Below are 19,115 nucleotides of genomic sequence, written 5' to 3'. Positions count from 1 at the left end.
AAAAGTTATTTAAAAGGGATAGATTCACTTCACATTATCTTAGTAGGTGTATTTTGTCAAATAACGTTGAAGAAAAAATTTTGCATGGGACTACCACTGTAGGTATCAAGGCTAAAGATGGTGTAGTTTTATGTGCTGATATGAGAGCCAGCGCAGGCTATTTCATTGCAAATAATAATACTATGAAAATTCAACAAATTGATCAGCATGCAGGACTCACATTAGCAGGCGGTGTAGCTGATGCACAAAACATTGTCGATATTTTACGTTATCATTCTAATCTTCACAGAGTCGAAAAACAGAATTCAATCTCAATCCATTCACTTGCAAGACTCTGTTCGTTAATTTTCCATCAAAATAGGGGATATCCATTCATGGCAGATATCTTACTTGGTGGGTATGATGCAAATGGTCCCTCATTATTTAATGTCGATATGTTTGGTTCAGTTGAAGAGAAATCATATGTTACAACTGGTAGCGGTTCTCCAGTAGCATATGGTTTACTCGAAGAAGAATATAAAGAAGATCTTACTATCGAAGAAGCAAAACAAGTAGCTCTACGAGCTGTTAAAGCCGCAATTGTTAGAAACATTGGTACAGGCGATGGAATCAACATCGCAATTATGGACAAAGATGGTTTCCGTCTATTAACCGATGAGCAAAAAAAAGCCGTCATCGAACTTTAGTGATTTAATGCAAAGAAAACAACAATCAAAAGAATTACCTCCTACTAGCCAGAATATAATGGCCACCATACTGCAAAGTATACCCAAAGAGGCAAGTGTTACAAAAATAGAATATGAAGGACCAAGAATTGCTCTGTATACAAACTCTCCTAGATATCTAATGGAAAATAATGATACAATTTCTAATCTTGTAAACATAATTAAAAAAAGAATAGTTGTTAGAACTGATGAATCAATTAGAAAACCTGAAGATGAAGCTAGAAAAATTTTAGCAGACTGTGTTCCAAAAGAAGCAAATCTACAAGGAACTATTTTTGATACGGCAACTGGTGAAGTATCAGTTGAAGCAAAAAGACCCTGGTTATTACAAAGAAATGCTAAAGAATTCAATCATGCTGAAATTACTGAGAAGATAGGTTGGAGATTACGTATTAGAAAAGCCACTACTATTCCTTCACGCACAATTCAAACAATTAATGCAACTCTAAAACAAGCCTCAATTGAACGAAGCAAACAGCTTAAACAAGTAGGTGATGAAATTTTCAGACCTAGATTATCTCAAAGGACAGAAGTGTCTCTTTATACTCTTGGTGGATTTGGTCAAGTGGGAAGATCATCACTACTACTATCTACTCCTGAAAGCAAAATCCTAATTGATTGTGGAATTAATCCTGGTGCCCGTTCTCCTATGGATGCATTTCCAAGATTAGACTCTCTAAACATAACATTAGATGAACTTGATGCAATAGTTATTGGACATGCACACTTGGATCATACTGGATTTTTGCCAACACTTTGTAAATATGGATATAAAGGCCCAATCTATTGTACTGAACCAACATTACCGATGATGAATTTGATTCAATTAGATGCAATCAAGGTAGCTTCTGCTCAAGGAAGAACTCCAATTTATTCAGAACGAGATGTAAAACAGATAATGAGACAAACAATTACTTTGCCATATGGAACTGTAACTGATATTTCTCCTGATATCAAACTTGTACTTGCAAATGCAGGTCATATTTTAGGTTCTGCATTATGTCATTTTCATATTGGAAATGGTGATCATAATTTTGTTTATTCTGGTGATATTAAATTTGGAAAAAGTATTCTATTTGAAGCTGCTAGTTGGAATTTTCCAAGAGTAGAAACATTATTGATTGAAAGTACGTATGGCCTCAAAGAAGATATTCAACCAACTAGACAAGAAGTTGAATCTGCTTTCATTAATGCGGTAAACAACACTTTGGCAGATGGGGGCAAAGTGTTGATTCCAATACCTGCAGTTGGACGTGCACAAGAAATTATGATGGTAATTGATCATTATATGAAATCAGGAGAAATGGTTGAAGCACCTGTATTTACTGAAGGAATGATCTCAGAAGCATCAGCAATACATGAATCATATCCTGAATATCTTGCAAGAGAATTAAAACAAAAGATTTTGGAAACTGATGATAATCCATTTGATTCAGAGTATTTTACTAACATTGAACATGCAGATGCTAGAGAAGAACCCATGAGAGATAACTCTCCATGTATAATCTTGGCAACATCTGGAATGTTAGAAGGAGGACCTGTTTTAGAATATTTCAAAAATATCGCACCTGATAAAAAGAACAAAGTTCTATTCGTTTCATATCAAGTAAACGGAACTTTGGGAAGAAGAGTTCTAGATGGTTCAAAACAAGCAACAATGTTAGGTAAAGAAGGTAAAGTTGAAGTTGTTTCAATAAATTGTGGTGTCGAAAAATTAGATGGATTCAGTGGTCATAGTGATTATAATCAATTAATGTCATTTGTACAAAGACTTAGACCAAAACTTCGTCGTGTGTTAGTCAATCATGGTGAACGTAAGAAATCCGAAAACCTTGCAATGAATATTAGACGAATGTATAAAGTACCTGCACATTACCCACAAGTTCAAGAAGCAATAAAATTATTTTAGATCGTATTCTGGTTTCCAGATCTTTATACTTGATGGAGCAACAATAATCCTCTCTTCACCTAATCTTGCAATTTCTGCATCTGCAGCTTTTGCAATAGAATACAACTCTTCTACAACTTTACGAAGTTGCTCCACATCTTTTTGTGCCAATGGTGTAACTCTTAGAATTAAAATCATATCTTTTTTGATATCCTCTTTGATAGAATGAACATCGCTAATGTCTCGAATTGTTATAGCCTTTAGATATGTTGGATTTTCTTGTTTTTGCATCCTTGTTGAAAATGAGATCTACTTCCTCAAAAACTCTTCCTTAGTTTACACTAATTTTTAAAAAATTTCACGCCTACATTCTAAAATTAATGTAAGATTGTTCTTCTGCACATTCTGAACTAATTTCTTGTGTTGAATCTCCATTTTTAACAGAAACAATACTCTGTTCAGTTTTTGGTGCATCAGAATATCTTAAAGTTACTGATGATGCAAATTGCACATGAGATTTTGCATTCTTACCACGTAAAATTGAGACTGGTCCCACATAATCTTTAGCTTCAAGTAAAATATCTCCTGGCAAGGCCAATGCCTTTATCATTTCATTTTCATCTTTGTTTCTACCAACAACAAATTTTGTTTCTTCATCTAATCTGAAATGTCTTCCAATTTTTAGTAAATCAATCTCATTAATTGATGGAGTTTCAACATGATCAAACAAATCTTTAGCTTTAATTCCAAATTGTGGCTCTGTTAACAAACAACCCCCTCCGGCATTTGGTGGATTTTCAATTCCGTATTCTTTAGCCATTTTCATTTGAATTTTTCTTTGTCTTCCTCTAATCATCCCAAGATTTTCTCTTTTAATCAAACCATCTTTTTCAGCATCTGATGGTGGTAATAATCCAGCAGATAATGGTCTAACAATTTTTCCCTTCAAATTAGATTCATTTTCAATAATATGTAATGCAGGTGCATGTTGACTCATTGGACGTTGACCTAATACTTCCCCTGAAATAATAAATTCTGCTCCAATCTCTTCCATGTGTTTTTTTGCTGCATCAAACATCATTGTTCTACAATCTACACACGGATTAAATCCAGCACCAATCCCATGTTTAGGATGTTTTAACATCTCAATATACTCATCACCAAGATAAACTGTTTTTAAATTCACATTAAGATCATCTGCTCTTTCTCTAATTTCAAATCCACATCCTCTTCCACAATCAAAATCACAAAATGGAGTTTTAATTGCAACAGCTGAAACATCAAAACCTTGTTCTTGCATCATTCTTACTGCAAGTTGACTATCTAACCCTCCAGAGAGTAATGCAACTACTTTTTTCTTCTCTTTTTCTTCAGCCATTGCGATCTAACTCAATTTTCCATATACAAACTTTACATCATACATAAATTGAGAATTAGAAATATTTCTGTATGAAGCAACGTAGAAAGAATCTTCTAAAATATGCTCAAAAGATCGATTGTGATACACTGGTTACATTTGAGCCTGAAAACCTGTTTTATATGACTGGATTTTGGGGTGAGGCAATTGGATTACTTGAAAAAAATGGAAAGACTACTATTATTGCCCCTGAACTTGAAGTTGGAAGAGCAAAAGAAGAATCTGAAGATTGTGATGTTATAACTGCCGAACGTGGTGAAGGTTTGATTACTTCGGTAATTAAAAAAATTAAGAAAAATCGAGTCTGTACAGACTGTCAAAACTACTCTATCATGATGTCTCTTAAAAAATCAGTTCCAAAAATAAAATCATCAACTGAACCATTTTACAATGCTCGTATAATCAAAGATGAAAATGAAATACGCATTCTCAAGAAAGGATCAAAGATCATAGATGAAATGTTCCAAATTTGCTCAAAGAATATGAAAATAGGCCAAAAAGAATCTGAATTACAGACAATTCTCATGACATATGCAATGGAGCAAGAAATGTTTGATACAGGATACAAATCCACACTTAACCCATTAATTATTGCTGGAGGTCCAAATGGAGCACTTCCCCATGCACAAGTTACTAATAGGAAATTCAAAAAAGGTGATCTTGTAGTTACTGATCTTACATTAAGATACAAAGGATATGTATCTGATGCAACAAGAACATTTGCAATTGGAAAAATTTCATCACAAGCAAATGAAGCATATGAAATTGTAAAAGAATCTCAAAAACTTGGACTAAAAACTGTTAAACCAAATATTGATTGCAAAGATGTAGATTCTGCATGTAGAAAATACATTGAAGATAAAAATTTTGGTAAATATTTTATACATTCAACAGGTCATGGAATTGGATTAGAAGTGCATGAACTACCAGCAGTTTCTTACAGAAGTAACACAAAATTAAAAGAGAACATGGCAATTACTATAGAGCCTGGAATTTATATTGAAAATAAATTTGGAATTAGAATAGAAGATTCACTTATTGTAAAAGACCGACCAATTGTAATGCACAAATTTACTAAAGATTTAGTCACAATATGAGCCTAATCATAATAGTCTACTAAATCAATGATGTGTTTTGCTTCTGGATTGTTTGATGTAATTTCTTCGGATTTTATATTTACCTTCCAATCATAATGCATTTCCCCTTTATGTGATTTGAAATTGAAAATCACTTGGTATTCATCAGGATTCACATTGTTTACTGTCAAATCTATTGTAGTTTTTTTATGATCAAAAATTTTCTCATCAGGATATTCCTCACTTATTTTATTCTCTAATGCTTCTAAGACAGAAAGACCATCATTATTTGGACCATTATATTTCATCAAAATATCTACAGCTCGTTGGTTTTCATCTGAAAGTTCTGGTAAACTCTTCTCTAGAGTTCCTTTTGTTATCTCAGGAATTACAAAGACAACTAACATTGCGATCAAAGCAAGATAAATTGGAGCTCTCTTTCTCAAAAACGACTTGAAATCATTCTTTTTTGGTTTTACCTCTTCTTTCTTTTTCTTGTCTTTGGCCATTTCTCTTAATTTTTAGTATTTTGCTGTTAAAATTAAAACTTCCCAAGGAAATTTGATTGTTCCATCTCTTTTTGTGTATGGTTTTGTGTTTTCTCTTACCATATCTTTGAGTTCTTTTCTTTGAGACTTTTCTAATTTGTCTAGTTTTTCTTTTACTGGTTTTGCAATGTATCTCAAATAATTTTTCCAATATTGCTCAAATGTTCCAGGACTATATGGAAAATCATAATCATTTACTTCAATTTTTGAAAATCCTACTTTTTTTATCTCGTCTTTGAGTTGTTTTTTTGTTCCAAATCTATCAAAATCTGGAGTCCCTGGTGGAACATAATTTGGAATAAATTGAGTTACTGCCTCAAAAATACAATCAAAATATGGTACTCTATCAGGATGACCATGAACTGAAATACCTAATTTTCCATCTTTTTTGAGGCTATTTTTCATATTTTTTAGAGCCTTTTGAGAATTTGGAAAAAAAAATAATGCATACTGACATGTTATGGCATCAAATTTTTCTTTGAATGAAAAATTTTCTGCATCAGCATTTACAAACAACAAATTTTGAGATTTTTCATTCCATTTTTTTGCAATCTTTATTGCACTAGTTGATGTATCTGCACCAATAACATAGCCTGTTTTTCCTACTTTTTGTTTTAATAATTTAGTAACAACACCTGTTCCACTTGCAACATCCAAAACATAATCTCCTTTTCTAATTTCAAGTGATGAGACTAGTTTTTTTGTACTTTGAAATGGACCTTTACTTGCTGTTGCCCATCTTTTATGGTATCGTGGAGCAACTTCATTCCAAATTTTTATATTTCGTTTTTTATATTCTGATGATTTTGTTCTCAATTTTCTTTAAATTCCTTTAAATCTGATTTTAATGTTCTTCCTGTCTCATGATAGTATCTATGTTCTATCTCTTTGAGTTTTTCAGATAATCTAAAACTATCTACGTTTTTCTTTTTTTGTCTCATGATAGTATCTTTGTATTGCGAAATCAATTTTTTAATATCAGAATTTTTCATTTCAATGTCTTTTCAATTTCTTTCCTGATAAATTTTACAACTTTTTCTTTTCTCTTCCAACCTGATGTAGTTATATTTTTGGCATCTACAAAAAATACTTGGTTATAGTTTGGATTTTTTTGATATTTTTCACCAATATCATTTGCAATAATTATATCTGCGCCAGAATCCTTCATCTTTTTTTGAGCAGATTTGATTAATGCATTTTTTGTCAGATTGGTTTCTGCCTTAAATCCAATTAGAAGTGTATCTTTTTGTAGTTTTTTTACCTGATCAATTATTTTTGGAGCCTTTTTGAGCCTAATTACAAGTGATTCTTTGTCACTTTTTATCTTAGATTTTGATATATTTTGTGGTGTATAATCAGAAGCCGCTGCTGCCATAATTACAATATCGTATTTTTTCTTTAGCTCTTTTTTTATCTCACCAAACATTTCTTTATTTGTTGTAACATTGATTATTTTGGCGCCAACTGGTGGCTCTTCATTTGCAGGACCATAAACTAAAGTCACTTTAGCCCCTGCAGAAATCAATTCAGATGCTAAAAGAGATCCTGTTTTTCCAGAACTCAAATTTGTAATAATTCTAACAGGATCAATGTATTCTATTGTAGGTCCTGCAGTCATCAACACTTTTTTATTTTTTAATACAGACGAAAATCCAAATTTTTTCAATACAAAGTCTAAAACATCTTCAGGTTCAGGAGATTTTGCTTTCCCTTCTATCATTTTAGGAGAAAGAAATTCAATTTTATTTTTTAAAAATTCTATATTTTTTTCCACTGCTGAATTCTCATACATTGATGCATGCATAGCAAGACACATCAAAATAGGAATTTTTGAACCAAATCCTACTGTAAGTACTGTTGATACAGGTGTATCGTCAATACCATTAGCTAATTTCCCTAGTGTATTTGCAGTTGCAGGATATACTATTATCAAATCTGATTGATTATAATCTGCTAATCTAATGTGTTCTAATTCACCTGTAAGTTTTGTAATTACTTCATTACCTGTAGCCCACTTGAAATATTCAGGCTGAATTAATTTTGTAACTGCATTACTTGTAACACATTTGACATCAGCACCATGTCTCATTAGTAATCTTGCAAGCTCAATTGCCTTATATGCTGCAACACTTCCTGCTACACAAAGTACAATTTTTTTCCCAGATAATTCCACACCATGTGAACTAACAATATCCAAGGACGGATGATCTTTTTTCTTGATTTTCTTTTTAACTACCAATTTGTTCACGTAATTTCTTTAATTCTTCTTCATTCATAGAAAATGAATTTTCTTTAGAAGGAAATTGACCTGTCTGCACATCTCTTCTATAATCCTCAAGTGAATTCACAATATCTTCAGACAAATTCATGTATCTTTTAGCAAATTTTGGTTTGATTTTATCATACATGCCTAACAAATCTTGAACAACCAGTACTTGACCATCACAATTTACTCCTGAACCAATCCCAATTACAGGAATATTGACTGTTTCAGAAATAATTTGTGCAACTTCATGACTAATCATTTCCAAAGCGATACTGAACACTCCTGCATCTTCAAGTTCTTTTGCATCCTCAATCAACTTCATTGCAGAATCTTTGGTTTTGCCTTGAACTTTGTAGCCTTCTGAAAGCATTGTAGTTTGAGGCTGCAATCCAATATGACCCATTACAGGAATCCCAACATCTACTATTGCACTAATTGTTTCGGCCATAATTGAACCTCCTTCCAATTTTACGGCATCTGCTCCTGCTTTGATCAATTTACCAGAATTGTTAATTGCATCTTCAATACTTGCTTGGTATGACATGAAAGGCAAGTCTGATACCAATAGGGAATCTTTTCTTGCTCTACTTACTGCCTCAGTAAACATACACATTTGATCCATTGTTACAGGGATTGTATTTTCATACCCAAGCATTACCATTCCAGCACTATCGCCAACTAACAATACATCAATTCCTGCTTTATCACATAATGAGGCTAAAGTGTAATCATAACTTGTAATCACAGAAATTTTCTTTTTTCTTTTTTCATATTTATTATATCTTGAACAGTTTTATGCAATTTTGGCTCTCCTTGTCAAATTATTTTTTATTTGAATAACATTGTCCCTAAGATTTTTTTTGTTGTCAAAATCACTGATAATTTTTTGAAGAGTTTTTTGGTTCTTTTTTGATAATTTTTTTGATTCTATAATCAACAAATCAATTGCTCGTGTTACATTATCTACAATTGTAATGTTTGCGGTTTCTGAAGTCCTAGAGAGAGGATTTAGATCAAATGTAATGACTGTTTTTCCTGCCCTTCTAAGTGCCATTGTTCTATCCCCATCTTCTAATGGAACTACTACTACATCTGCTACAAAAATTCCATCCTTATCTACAATCCTTCTTGCTGAATCAATACCTGGAAGTTTTTTTGAGGAAGTATTTTTTGAACCTAGAATTTCTTTTGCGCCATTTTTTTTGAGAGTTTTGATGATCGCCTGTTTTCTTTTCTCATTTGAATAGAATAGATTTACCTCTAGTTTTGCTTTAACTTGCTTAGAAAGTCTTACAATCTGTTTTGGGCATAATGCTGCAATATTACCATTTACAGAGATGACAGGCATTTCTGCTAAGAGTAATTGTGATGCTGCAGCCCTAATTGCCTGCATAGCAGCCTTACTTGTTTTTTCTCCTAAAAGATAATCAAAAGCTTCTCCTCTACCTTGAGCTAAAAGACCTTCTTTTGCAACTAATCCATTATCAAATCCATCAACGAGTTTTTCACGAATTAATAGTGATTTAGCTCTTGGATGAGATTTAGGAATTAAAGACATGACTTCTAATTAGTTATTTAGAACTCTTGCTCCAATATCATCTAATTCTGATTTAATAATTATTCCATCATTACTATATTTCTGCAATATTTCTAAAACTTTAGATTCTATTTTTTGTGGAATCATTGAAAAAATCGTTTCGCCAAAAAGTGCTATTCCGCATTTGATATTATTTTCCGATAACTCTTCAACAATTTTTTGCATTCTTGGAGTCATAACATCTACATATTTTGCAAATTCTAAAGACATATCTTGAAAATGTTCATAATTTTTTGATTCTAATAATTTGTTTACCATTTTTCCTCCAAGTCCATTAATTTGAGATAAACGTTCTTTGATGAATTTATTTGTAGATATTGGAGAAAAACAAATCATGATTACAGAAATTTTATCTGTAGTAATTTTTTTAACTTGACCTATTCCTGGTGCACCTGGTTTAATACGAATTTCAAATCCACCATAATATGATGCTAAAACGTCTCCTAACCCAGTTTTACAACTTACTTCTGCGTTATGAGCAATTTGTCCTATCATTGTTTTATTTAATTTTGTATTAAGAGCTTGATCTAATGCAAATGATAATGATAATGCAACTGCACTACTAGATCCCAAACCATACCCAACGGGGATTGATATTTCGTGTCTGATATCAAAAAACTTTGTTGAAAATTCCCCAAGTTTTAAAAATTCATTTAACACGTATTGTGAAACATCAGTTTTGTCTGCTTGATATCCTTTTGTTGTAATTTTAAAATTTGATCCTTGATTGTCTTTTGCTTGAACTTTAACTGTAGTAGTAACTCCTTCTTTTATTGAAAAACCAGCCCCCATTGAACCTAAATTCTCTAAATTGTAATGTTTACCTTCTAAATGGGCTTTGAAAAAACCTGTGATATGTGCAGGACAAAATGCCGTGGCCTCCATTGATCTGAGTTTAAACTTTACACAAAATATAAGAATATGGCTTAAATTAATTATATTAGTATAAATTGACTAAATTTGTTCGACGCCTACAAAGAATTGGAAGTAGTATCTTAGTGTCATTACCTAAGGAATGGGTTGATGCAAATAATTTGGATAAAAGTAGCCAAGTTGAAATTGAAACTGGTCAAGACAGTATTTCGATATCTGCAAATAAAGAAACAAGGCCTACAAAAGAACTTGTGATTTCTTATCCGTTACCTAAAGAAGAAAACATTGTAGCTAACATCACAGGAGCTTATCTTTTAGGATATGACATCATAGTAATTAATTCAAAATCAATTATTCCTGGTAAAGATAGAGAAGACATTCGTAATTCAATGAGACGTTTAGTAGGTATGGAAATAATTGAAGAAGATGCATCTCATATTAACATGCAATTTCTTTTGGATGCAACAACTCTCAATCCTGCAAAAATTCTGAAACGAATGAGTTCTATTGCACTAGGGATGTATGATGATGTATTAAATGGATTAATTTCAGATGACAAATCAAATTTACAAACATTATCAAAACGTGATGTTGAAGTAAACAGACAATATTTCTTACTTGTACGTTTAATACGAAGTACCTTAGTTGACAAAAGATTAGCCAATGTATTTAATTTAGAAAATATTGATGTATTAGATTATAGAGTCGCAGCAAGTGTTCTTGAAAATGCAGGTGACTCTATTGTAGAATTATCTGATTTTATCTTCAACTTTTCTTTATCCAAAGAATATTCAAAAAAAATCTATGATGTGGTAAAAGATTTTAATAAAGTTGCTGAAAAATCTATTGATGCATTTACAAAACCTGATAGACTTTTAGCTATTGAAGCTATATCTATGCATAAACAATATGAAAGAAAACTTAGTTTATTACGAACTTCATTAGGAAATAAAAAACAAATTCCATTGGATTTTCTAGATTTGCTGTACATGTTTGAAAGAATTGCACAGTCTTGGGCTGATGTTGCAGATCTTGTACAACCTATCTATAATGAATGATTAGTATATTTTTTTCTTTGAAGCATATGCCAAAATTGCACATATTGTTTTTGAATCCTGTATTTTACCTGACTTGATCATTGATAGAACTTTTTTGAAATCCATTTTTACTACTGATAATATTTCATCCTCATCAAGGTTCAAATCAGATATTTTCTTTAATCCTGAGGCTACAAAACAATGAATAATCTCTGAATTATAACCGATTGATGGATAATATGTAATGAGAGGAGTCATTTTTTTTGCTCTATAGCCTGTTTCTTCCTCCAATTCTCTAAATGCACATTTTACTGGCTCTTCCTTCTTTTCTAGTGTACCTGCAGGAATTTCTAAAACATAGCCATGTGGAAATCTATGTTGTTTGACTAGAATTACTTTTTTTCTTCATCAAAAGCAAGCATTGCTGCTGCACCCCTATGTTTGATTACTTCTCGTTTGACTTCTCTGCCTTCTATTTTTCCATTAAAAACACTGAGACCTAAAATTTTTCCTTCATAGATCTTTGTTTCTTTCATACAAAAAGTTGAAAATTATTCTTATTTAATTTGTTTGATATGTTAAATGTAATTTTGGAGATTTTTTGAAATCATTAATAGCTTTTTCAATCCATTTTACATAAAATGAAATCTTTTTTGGAATGAATAAATCAGCTGTTTTTACATTTTGAATATTTCTAACTTTTTGTGTTAATTCATCCATTTTGTAAATATCATTACTGTACATAAACAGAACAATTTGATTTTTTGCTACAAATGGAATTTGCAAGTATGATTCAGAAAATGAATCATTAAGATTTTCTAAAGTTTCTTTCAGATCTCCTTCTATCCAAGTTAATATAGCATGAGGAATGAAATTCTCAATTTTTTTAGGATCGTATACTAACGTAAATTGAATCCCCTCATTTTCATGCAATTTTTCAATACATCTTGTTATTGTTTTTGTTGACATTTTTGTATTTTTTGCAATTTGTTCTATTTTTTGTCTAGGATCTTTAATCAACTCTTCTAAAATTTCCAAATCTGTTTTTGTAAGATTTGAAATATATCCTGGATTCTCTGCTTCAAAAATCGATAAGACTTTAACATCTTTCATCAATTTCTTTGCCAGTTCTATTTTTTGCTCTATATTCTCTTTTACAGAAATACCACAAACCGTTATTCCTCCAACACATGGAACTACAAAATATGGTTCACCAACGAGGCTTGCTTGCTCTAAAATTTCTTTGATATTTTCACCTGACACCACAAAGTACAAGACACCATAACCCAAAACTGGTGGTTCAACTTTGATAAAAAATTCTTCAATAATCTCCTTTGCCTGCATTTTTCTAATTCTGGCTCTTACTGCCCCACCGGAAATTCCTAATTCTATGCCTATTTGCCTGTCAGATTCTCTGCAATTATTTAATAATCTAGTAAGGATTTTCATATCTAAATTGTCCATTATATCACCTTTGTTGACTCCTTAAGATATAGAAATTACTAATATGATATAAAATTGTCTATACTGTTAGCACTATACATAATAGACATTAAATATTAGACTATTTGACTTATTTCGTGGATTATCGATTAAAGCTGGCAAAACGTATGCTATTCAATAAAAAAGGCAGTTTGATTGGAGCAGTATTAGCAGTAACAATTGGAATTTTAGTAATTCATGTAAATTTTGTAATTTTTCAAGGATTGTTCGATGCAATTGTTAGAGACATCAGTGATTATAGAAATGGAGATATTCTTGTAACTGATGAAGCTGATTTTATAGACAAATCCGATTTATCGATTGTAAATTGGTTTGAAAGAATCCCATATGTTGATGCGGCGACACCTCGGCTTTCATCGACGGCTGAAATGAATATGACTAAAAATGGTAAATTAATTGAAGAAACTAGAGTACCAATAGTTGGTGTTGATCCATTTCGTGATATTTTAGCATCAACTGTACATGAAACTGTTTCTGAAGGAAGCTATGTATTTTCAAGAAACTCAATCGTATTGGGAACCTCTGTGGCAGAAGATCTTGGTGGAGCTCAAGTAGGAGATAGTGTTAAAGTTCTTGTAGTTGATAGATGGGGTCAAGATCAAATTAAGAGATTTACTGTTTCTGGAATTGCAAAATCACCTGGAGGTCAAGGATTTGATTACACTGCAGTTGTACATATTGATACTTTACGTGATATGATGAAGAGATCTGGAGATACCGGTTCATTTATGGTAAAACTAAATGATCCTTCTAAAGCATTTGAAGTAAAAGAATTCTTTTTACGTTCATTTCCAAATGATGATTTTCTTGCAGAAACTATAGAAGAATCAGCAGAACAACAACTTGCTGGATTTAGATCCGGTATAGCGATGATTAACATGATTGGATACTTTGGAATGATGTCATCTGCATTTGCAATTGTTACAATTCAGATGATGTTAGTAAATGGAAAAACAAAAGAAATTGGTGTAATGAGGGCAATTGGAGCAAAAAGAAAAGACATTCTAATTATTTTTATTTTCCAAGGTATGATTATTGGAGCAATTGGAGCTGGTGTAGGAACAGCTGCAGGATTGGGATATACTGTGTACGCAAAAGAGACAAAAATGTCGTTTAACAACAGTCTTCCTCTAGAAGTAAGTTACAATTGGGAAAAAATCATTCAGACTGCCTTAACTTCATTTGCTTTGGCTATTATTGCATCTCTATATCCATCGTATAGGGCTACAAAATTGTTACCTGTGGAGGCGATGAGAACTGTCTAACGTACTTGAAATAAATAATCTCAGTAAAATCTACGGAGAAGGCGAAAATCAAGTAAAAGCACTTGACAATGTTTCATTTTCAATTAAAAAAGGAGAATTTGTATTAATTGTTGGAAGTTCAGGTTCTGGTAAATCTACATTACTAAACATGATTGGATTATTAGATTCCCCAAGTAATGGAAAAATTTTCATTGATGGTACAAACACTACATCACTTGGAGATGATCAAATTTCCTCATTTAGAAATAAAAAATTAGGATTTATTTTTCAATTTTCTAATTTACTTACTGATCTTTCAGTTTTAGAAAATGTATTACTTCCAATTCAAATTGCGGGATCAAGTGCTACTGATGAAAAAGATGCAAAGAATTTACTAAAAGCAGTTGGACTAGAAGATCAAATGAATAAACGTGCAAATAAAATATCTGGTGGACAAGCTCAAAGAGTCGCTATTGCAAGAGGATTGATCAACAAACCTTCAATAATATTAGCAGACGAACCAACTGGTAATCTTGATTCTGTAACGTCTCAAACTATAGTAGAATTAATGAAATCCATGGCCAAAAAACTTAATCAAACATTCATTGTTGTTACACACGATAAAGAACATTTTGGTGATGTTGATAGAGTAATTACAATTAAAGATGGTAAGGCATTTGAAGGTGATCAACCATCAGAAATGGAGATCATTGCATAATGAATTCTAAAATTATTTTTTCACTATTTTTAATTGGATTTTTACCACTTATTTTTGATAATTCTTATGCACAAATCACTTCTGGCGGATTTGGTCAATCTCCATTTGAAAGAGATTTTGGAGATGTGAAATTTTTAGACGCATATTTTGGTACAATTGATGAAAAAATTGAAATTGAACCAGGTGATGGAAATGTCCCCTTTACAGTAGTATTTGCAAATGTTGGAACTCAGGACATCACAGGAATTCGAGGTCAACTATCTTTACCTATGGGTTTTTCAGCATCTGATGGTCCAGGCTCAATTATTCGTGCTGACAGTGACTCAAATTCATTGGCAGGGGAAAATTTTCACATCACATTTTTTGTAAATATTGATCAAAATGTCAAGATTCAACAGTATCCAGGAACTGTAAAAGTTGATTATTCTAGATTAAGAGAATCTGGAGTTCGAACAGCATTTGCTGATTTTGATTTTAAGATTACTGGAGATAGTGTGATAAATGTTAAAGCACAAGATCCTTTTCTTACATCTTTAACGACCAATAATGTAGTTATTGAGATTGCTAATGATGGTACTGCACCAATTTCCGGTGTAGACATTGTTGCAACAAATACCTCTACAGAATTGGCATCCACTTCATCATCAACTACTAATGTTGAAAATGTTGTAATTTTAGAATCAAGCTGGGACATTGGAAACATTAATCCAAAATCTGCAAGATATTTTACTGCAACTGTATATGTTCCTGAATCATTAAAGGGTGACACTTTAAGAATTCCGTTATCTATTTCATATTATAATGCACATGGAGATCTTCATACTATTTCAAAAATAGTTGATTTTTACATCAAAGGGCTGATTGATTTAACAATCTTCAATGTTGATGTGATAGAATTATCTGGAACACAAATGGTAATTGGGGAAATTATTAATGAAGGAAATGAAGATGGATTATTTGGTTTTGTTTCTATTGAACCAAAAGGTGATTCTAATATTAAACCAAGTACTCAATTTATTGATGAAATTGAAGTTGATGCACCTGTACCATTTAATGTTCCAATCGAATTTAAAGGTCAACCAAGATATGGTGAACATGAGATTACAATTACAGTTAGATACAAGGATAGTACTAGAGATGAGATATTTCTAACTCAAGATCAAATAATTACTATTGTTAAGCCCTCAAATGATGATGATACAACTGATCCTACAATGATCATAATACCAATCATTTTAATTGTAGGAGCTGCAATTTACATAATTCGTAGGCGTAAAAAAGCTACAATTGAGGCAAGTTAACTATATAATTTTAAATCTGAAATGGAGATATAAGGATAATAATATTGAGATTAACTATCATCGTTCTCATTGCAGTTTTATCTATAGGAAGTATAGTAATTTCTTTGGGTTTTTTAACATCTCAAGAATACATTGATGTTCCTGAAATTTCTAATCAATATGAAAAATTGGAGAGATACAAGAATGAATTGGAAAAAATTAACCAACATAATCAACAAATGTTAAAAGATCTTGAAGAACAAATAAAAAATTCTGATGATGTTCATCTTGATCAGATTAATGAAGAGATCAAAGTAATAAAACGAGTAATTAAAGAAAATAAAGCAGAATTGGAACAAGTAATCACAAAATTGTCTCAAATGGAATCTAATCCATAAAAAATTCTGATTTCCATTTTTGGGAAATTTACATTATAATTATATCACATCTTAAGGGAATAATATTGGGTATGGCAAAGGGCATATTTTTATTTCTAGCAGGTAGTATTGTAGGATTTATCACAACACCTTTACTGTAAGTGAATAAGATAATTTTCCTAAATTCATATGGTTATTAACAATGTTATGGTTATTGGAAATACATCAAAAATTAACAGTTGTTGGAGTAGTTTTGTTAGTTGTTACTTTTTTGATTAATTACTATCATCAAGAAAATCATCCCGATATCGGATTTAACTATGCATATATCACAGGAGTTGCAATGTTAATTGCATTTTCAATTAGTTTTGTAATGTTTACAAAAAATCAACTAAAGTGATTTCTAATTTACCATCATAAACAATATTAGAATTTTTAAAATAACATTCTTCCTAACTATTTAGTTTAAAATTATATTTTTCTAAAATCAATTCGTAGAAATTATCAGTGAGATCTAAATATTATATTCTAAAATCTTCATCTAGCCGTCATCAAAATACAATTCGTTTTTGGTCTTAAGCTATTCACAATGTATAGAGTAAGATTATAAGCAATTACTTGATCATGCGATTATGCCTAGGGATGAAATTGAAGTCCCAAAGGAATTACGTGAATTCATGCTAGAAGAAGCTGAAGAAACATTCCTTGGACAAAAAAATGGAGCAGAAAAACAATATCGTTATGGTAATTTGCACATTAGAGAATATGATGACAAATTTTTGGTTCATAATGACAAAATAGATCCCAGAAAAGATCCAATAGGACATTTGGTTTATGATGCGCCTGAGGTTTTGATTGGATTGGCATGTGCAATTTTTGGAGGTTCAGAAATTGCAAAAAAAATGATGAATAAAAATTCAAAAAAATCAACTGTTACTTCTGGTTTATTCTCATCAATAATTTCTGGATATGTTGGATACTTAGCTACTAAAAAAATTAAAAATTATTTGGAGTAAATGCTATGTCTACTGTTAGAACAATTCAAGTACTCGTTAAACTTCTACCGTCTATTTTTGCATTACGTAAAGATAGAAAGAAATGGATTAACCAAGAAAAAAATCAAATTGATTCTGAACAGTTTAGAAAAAATGCACGTAAAGTCCTTGACACCTTCATTTCATTAGGACCTGTTTACATTAAACTAGGACAATGGCTTTCTTCAAGAGCAGATATCTTACCTCAACCATATTTAGATGAACTCTCCAAACTTCAAGATAGTGTACCACCTGCTCCTTTCGATCAAGTAAAACCAATAATTGAAAAAGAACTTGGACCAATTAATGAAAAATTTGATGAGATTGATCCTAATTCTATTTCAGGTGCTTCATTAGGTCAAGTTTATCGTGGAACTGTTTCAGACCAACAAATAGTTGTAAAAGTAAAGAGACCAGGAATTGAAAAAATTGTAGCAGAAGATCTCAAAGTTTTAAAAAAAATTCTTCCACTAGCATTAAGATTCGTTGATCCTAATTTACGCTATTCCGCTAATGCAATGCTATCTCAATTTATTGAGACAATTTATGAAGAAATGGATTATACTAATGAATTACAGAATCTTAAAACAATCAAAAATGATATGGCAGATTCGAATAAAGTTGTCGTACCATCTGTTTATGATGATTTATCATCAAAAAATGTACTTACCATGGAATATCTACCGGGAATTAAGGTAACAAATGTGCAAGCTCTAGATGAGCAAGGTATCGATAGAGAGCAACTAGTCATAGATGTCCATAAGGTATTTTTTACAATGCTTCTCAAACATTCTATTTTTCATGCTGATCCCCACCCAGGTAACATATCAGTCACTGATGATGGAAAACTCATTTTGTACGATTATGGAATGGTTGGACGAATAAACAATGAAACAAGATTCAAGTTAATTCGACTTTATCTTGCGTTAGTTGAAAGAAATCCTTCAAGAGTAGTCAATGCGATGAGTGAACTTTCAATGCTTACTCCTGGATATAATAGATCTGTAATTGAAAAAGGAATTGAACTATCCATTCGTGCAATGTACGGAAACAAACCTGATGAAATGGAAGTACAAAGTTTAATGGAGCTTGCAAACCAAACTATGAGCAAATTTCCATTTGTATTGCCAAAAAATTTAGCATTATACATGAGAATGGCATCTATTATTGAAGGAATTTACAAAACACATAACGTTGATTTTAAATTTGTTAAAGTTTTAAAAAATATTCTTGAAGAAGAAAATCTTATTCCACAAGCATATGTACAAGAATTAAAAATTTCATTTGATAATTTTTCAAAATCAATTGATTCTGCAATTCGTTTAGGACCTGAGATACAAAAATTAATGGATGAAGCTCAAATTTTTATGAAAAAAAGAAAGCCAATGGTTTTACTAAGTGGAAGTATTTTTGCATCAGCAATTTTTATGGGATCAGTATTTTTGCATCAGTCAAATGAATCACTTGGAATTATTGGAATGATTATCTCTGGTATTGTAATAACAATTTCAGGACTATTTCGAAAATATTAG

General features: G+C 31.5%; 23 protein-coding genes. 11 read left to right on the top strand and 12 right to left on the bottom strand.

All coding sequences use genetic code 11. The annotated features are described in order from the left end of the window. Positions 1-53: 53 nt before the first annotated feature. Both psmB and NSED_RS09230 read left to right on the top strand, forming a co-directional pair. Positions 54-686: an archaeal proteasome endopeptidase complex subunit beta gene (gene psmB, locus NSED_RS09235; protein WP_014965995.1), complete on the top strand. Its 633-nt coding sequence runs from the start codon at positions 54-56 to the stop codon at positions 684-686. Positions 687-693: 7 nt separating this feature from the next. Continuing rightward, entirely contained in the window at positions 694-2,634 is a 1,941-nt protein-coding gene (locus NSED_RS09230) for a beta-CASP ribonuclease aCPSF1 (protein WP_014965994.1), read from the top strand. Here the strand turns inward: NSED_RS09230 and sepF are convergent. Then, positions 2,626-2,904 carry a cell division protein SepF gene (gene sepF / locus NSED_RS09225; RefSeq protein WP_008298573.1) on the bottom strand — a complete coding sequence of 93 codons (279 nt, stop codon included), beginning with the start codon at positions 2,902-2,904 and terminating at the stop codon, positions 2,626-2,628. The two genes, NSED_RS09230 and sepF, sit on opposite strands and share 9 nt — an antisense overlap. A gap of 73 nt (positions 2,905-2,977) precedes the next feature. Next, on the bottom strand, positions 2,978-3,991 hold the full coding sequence (locus NSED_RS09220) for a DUF814 domain-containing protein (RefSeq protein ID WP_014965993.1): 1,014 nt from the start codon (positions 3,989-3,991) through the stop codon (positions 2,978-2,980). Between the two features lie 71 nt (positions 3,992-4,062). Between NSED_RS09220 and NSED_RS09215 the strand changes: the two genes are divergently transcribed. Continuing rightward, a complete protein-coding gene (locus NSED_RS09215; RefSeq protein WP_014965992.1) occupies positions 4,063-5,127 on the top strand; it encodes a M24 family metallopeptidase in 1,065 nt (354 codons plus the stop codon). Positions 5,128-5,129: 2 nt separating this feature from the next. Here NSED_RS09215 and NSED_RS09210 read toward each other — a convergent pair whose 3' ends face one another. From NSED_RS09210 to NSED_RS09180, 7 genes are read right to left on the bottom strand one after another with little or no spacing between them, the layout of a single operon-like run. Continuing rightward, positions 5,130-5,615 carry a hypothetical protein gene (locus tag NSED_RS09210; protein ID WP_014965991.1) on the bottom strand — a complete coding sequence of 162 codons (486 nt, stop codon included), beginning with the start codon at positions 5,613-5,615 and terminating at the stop codon, positions 5,130-5,132. Positions 5,616-5,627: 12 nt separating this feature from the next. Continuing rightward, positions 5,628-6,470, bottom strand: coding sequence for a methyltransferase domain-containing protein (locus NSED_RS09205; RefSeq protein WP_014965990.1), 843 nt, complete (start codon positions 6,468-6,470; stop codon positions 5,628-5,630). Further along, positions 6,467-6,646, bottom strand: coding sequence for a hypothetical protein (locus NSED_RS09200; RefSeq protein WP_016940122.1), 180 nt, complete (start codon positions 6,644-6,646; stop codon positions 6,467-6,469). Before NSED_RS09200 ends, NSED_RS09205 begins: the two co-directional genes overlap by 4 nt. After that, positions 6,643-7,902 (bottom strand): bifunctional phosphopantothenoylcysteine decarboxylase/phosphopantothenate--cysteine ligase CoaBC, encoded by a 1,260-nt coding sequence (coaBC, locus tag NSED_RS09195; RefSeq protein WP_014965989.1) that lies wholly within the window; start codon positions 7,900-7,902, stop codon positions 6,643-6,645. The genes NSED_RS09200 and coaBC overlap by 4 nt, the downstream gene beginning before the upstream one ends. Beyond that, positions 7,883-8,665 carry a 3-methyl-2-oxobutanoate hydroxymethyltransferase gene (panB, locus tag NSED_RS09190; RefSeq protein ID WP_014965988.1) on the bottom strand — a complete coding sequence of 261 codons (783 nt, stop codon included), beginning with the start codon at positions 8,663-8,665 and terminating at the stop codon, positions 7,883-7,885. Before panB ends, coaBC begins: the two co-directional genes overlap by 20 nt. A 48-nt stretch (positions 8,666-8,713) precedes the next feature. Next, positions 8,714-9,478, bottom strand: coding sequence for a 4-phosphopantoate--beta-alanine ligase (locus tag NSED_RS09185; RefSeq protein ID WP_014965987.1), 765 nt, complete (start codon positions 9,476-9,478; stop codon positions 8,714-8,716). Between the two features lie 9 nt (positions 9,479-9,487). After that, positions 9,488-10,402: a pantoate kinase gene (locus NSED_RS09180; protein WP_014965986.1), complete on the bottom strand. Its 915-nt coding sequence runs from the start codon at positions 10,400-10,402 to the stop codon at positions 9,488-9,490. A gap of 65 nt (positions 10,403-10,467) precedes the next feature. Between NSED_RS09180 and NSED_RS09175 the strand changes: the two genes are divergently transcribed. After that, on the top strand, positions 10,468-11,448 hold the full coding sequence (locus tag NSED_RS09175; protein ID WP_026090050.1) for a phosphate signaling complex PhoU family protein: 981 nt from the start codon (positions 10,468-10,470) through the stop codon (positions 11,446-11,448). Here the strand turns inward: NSED_RS09175 and NSED_RS10840 are convergent, their stop codons facing one another. From NSED_RS10840 to NSED_RS09165, 3 genes are read right to left on the bottom strand one after another with little or no spacing between them, the layout of a single operon-like run. Next, positions 11,449-11,775, bottom strand: coding sequence for an NUDIX hydrolase (locus NSED_RS10840; RefSeq protein WP_232212342.1), 327 nt, complete (start codon positions 11,773-11,775; stop codon positions 11,449-11,451). A 44-nt stretch (positions 11,776-11,819) separates the two neighbouring features. After that, complete coding sequence (locus NSED_RS10835; RefSeq protein ID WP_014965983.1) at positions 11,820-11,963, bottom strand: hypothetical protein; 144 nt, start codon at positions 11,961-11,963, stop codon at positions 11,820-11,822. 25 nt (positions 11,964-11,988) lie between these two features. Next, positions 11,989-12,891 carry an AsnC family transcriptional regulator gene (locus NSED_RS09165; protein ID WP_014965982.1) on the bottom strand — a complete coding sequence of 301 codons (903 nt, stop codon included), beginning with the start codon at positions 12,889-12,891 and terminating at the stop codon, positions 11,989-11,991. Between the two features lie 146 nt (positions 12,892-13,037). Between NSED_RS09165 and NSED_RS09160 the strand changes: the two genes are divergently transcribed. From NSED_RS09160 to NSED_RS09130, 7 genes are all read left to right on the top strand, one after another. Beyond that, positions 13,038-14,195: an ABC transporter permease gene (locus tag NSED_RS09160; RefSeq protein ID WP_014965981.1), complete on the top strand. Its 1,158-nt coding sequence runs from the start codon at positions 13,038-13,040 to the stop codon at positions 14,193-14,195. A gap of 28 nt (positions 14,196-14,223) precedes the next feature. Next, positions 14,224-14,892 (top strand): ABC transporter ATP-binding protein, encoded by a 669-nt coding sequence (locus NSED_RS09155; RefSeq protein WP_193353281.1) that lies wholly within the window; start codon positions 14,224-14,226, stop codon positions 14,890-14,892. Beyond that, complete coding sequence (locus tag NSED_RS09150) at positions 14,892-16,193, top strand: COG1361 S-layer family protein (RefSeq protein WP_014965979.1); 1,302 nt, start codon at positions 14,892-14,894, stop codon at positions 16,191-16,193. The genes NSED_RS09155 and NSED_RS09150 overlap by 1 nt, the downstream gene beginning before the upstream one ends. Before the next feature lie 44 nt (positions 16,194-16,237). Beyond that, positions 16,238-16,570, top strand: a complete 333-nt coding sequence (locus NSED_RS09145) for a hypothetical protein (protein WP_014965978.1) — start codon at positions 16,238-16,240, stop codon at positions 16,568-16,570. 193 nt (positions 16,571-16,763) lie between these two features. After that, positions 16,764-16,949, top strand: a complete 186-nt coding sequence (locus tag NSED_RS09140; protein ID WP_237737690.1) for a hypothetical protein — start codon at positions 16,764-16,766, stop codon at positions 16,947-16,949. A gap of 232 nt (positions 16,950-17,181) precedes the next feature. Then, the gene (locus NSED_RS09135; RefSeq protein ID WP_014965976.1) at positions 17,182-17,565 is read left to right on the top strand and encodes a hypothetical protein; all 384 of its coding nucleotides are present in this window, start codon (positions 17,182-17,184) and stop codon (positions 17,563-17,565) included. 5 nt (positions 17,566-17,570) lie between these two features. Further along, complete coding sequence (locus tag NSED_RS09130) at positions 17,571-19,115, top strand: ABC1 kinase family protein (protein ID WP_014965975.1); 1,545 nt, start codon at positions 17,571-17,573, stop codon at positions 19,113-19,115.

Origin of the sequence: Candidatus Nitrosopumilus sediminis, from assembly GCF_000299395.1 — an archaeon.
Classification (GTDB): domain Archaea; phylum Thermoproteota; class Nitrososphaeria; order Nitrososphaerales; family Nitrosopumilaceae; genus Nitrosopumilus; species Nitrosopumilus sediminis.
This window is presented reverse-complemented; position numbering and strand designations above follow the sequence as displayed.

Coding starts and splice junctions, on each gene's coding strand:
- NSED_RS09230 (WP_014965994.1), top strand. CDS start 694: ATGCAAAGAAAACAACAATCAAAAGAATTACCTCCTACTAGCCAGAAT.
- sepF (WP_008298573.1), bottom strand. CDS start 2,904: ATGCAAAAACAAGAAAATCCAACATATCTAAAGGCTATAACAATTCGA.
- NSED_RS09220 (WP_014965993.1), bottom strand. CDS start 3,991: ATGGCTGAAGAAAAAGAGAAGAAAAAAGTAGTTGCATTACTCTCTGGA.
- NSED_RS09215 (WP_014965992.1), top strand. CDS start 4,063: ATGAAGCAACGTAGAAAGAATCTTCTAAAATATGCTCAAAAGATCGAT.
- NSED_RS09210 (WP_014965991.1), bottom strand. CDS start 5,615: ATGGCCAAAGACAAGAAAAAGAAAGAAGAGGTAAAACCAAAAAAGAAT.
- NSED_RS09200 (WP_016940122.1), bottom strand. CDS start 6,646: ATGAAAAATTCTGATATTAAAAAATTGATTTCGCAATACAAAGATACT.
- NSED_RS09185 (WP_014965987.1), bottom strand. CDS start 9,478: ATGTCTTTAATTCCTAAATCTCATCCAAGAGCTAAATCACTATTAATT.
- NSED_RS09180 (WP_014965986.1), bottom strand. CDS start 10,402: ATGGAGGCCACGGCATTTTGTCCTGCACATATCACAGGTTTTTTCAAA.
- NSED_RS10835 (WP_014965983.1), bottom strand. CDS start 11,963: ATGAAAGAAACAAAGATCTATGAAGGAAAAATTTTAGGTCTCAGTGTT.
- NSED_RS09165 (WP_014965982.1), bottom strand. CDS start 12,891: ATGGACAATTTAGATATGAAAATCCTTACTAGATTATTAAATAATTGC.
- NSED_RS09160 (WP_014965981.1), top strand. CDS start 13,038: ATGCTATTCAATAAAAAAGGCAGTTTGATTGGAGCAGTATTAGCAGTA.
- NSED_RS09150 (WP_014965979.1), top strand. CDS start 14,892: ATGAATTCTAAAATTATTTTTTCACTATTTTTAATTGGATTTTTACCA.
- NSED_RS09135 (WP_014965976.1), top strand. CDS start 17,182: ATGCCTAGGGATGAAATTGAAGTCCCAAAGGAATTACGTGAATTCATG.
- NSED_RS09130 (WP_014965975.1), top strand. CDS start 17,571: ATGTCTACTGTTAGAACAATTCAAGTACTCGTTAAACTTCTACCGTCT.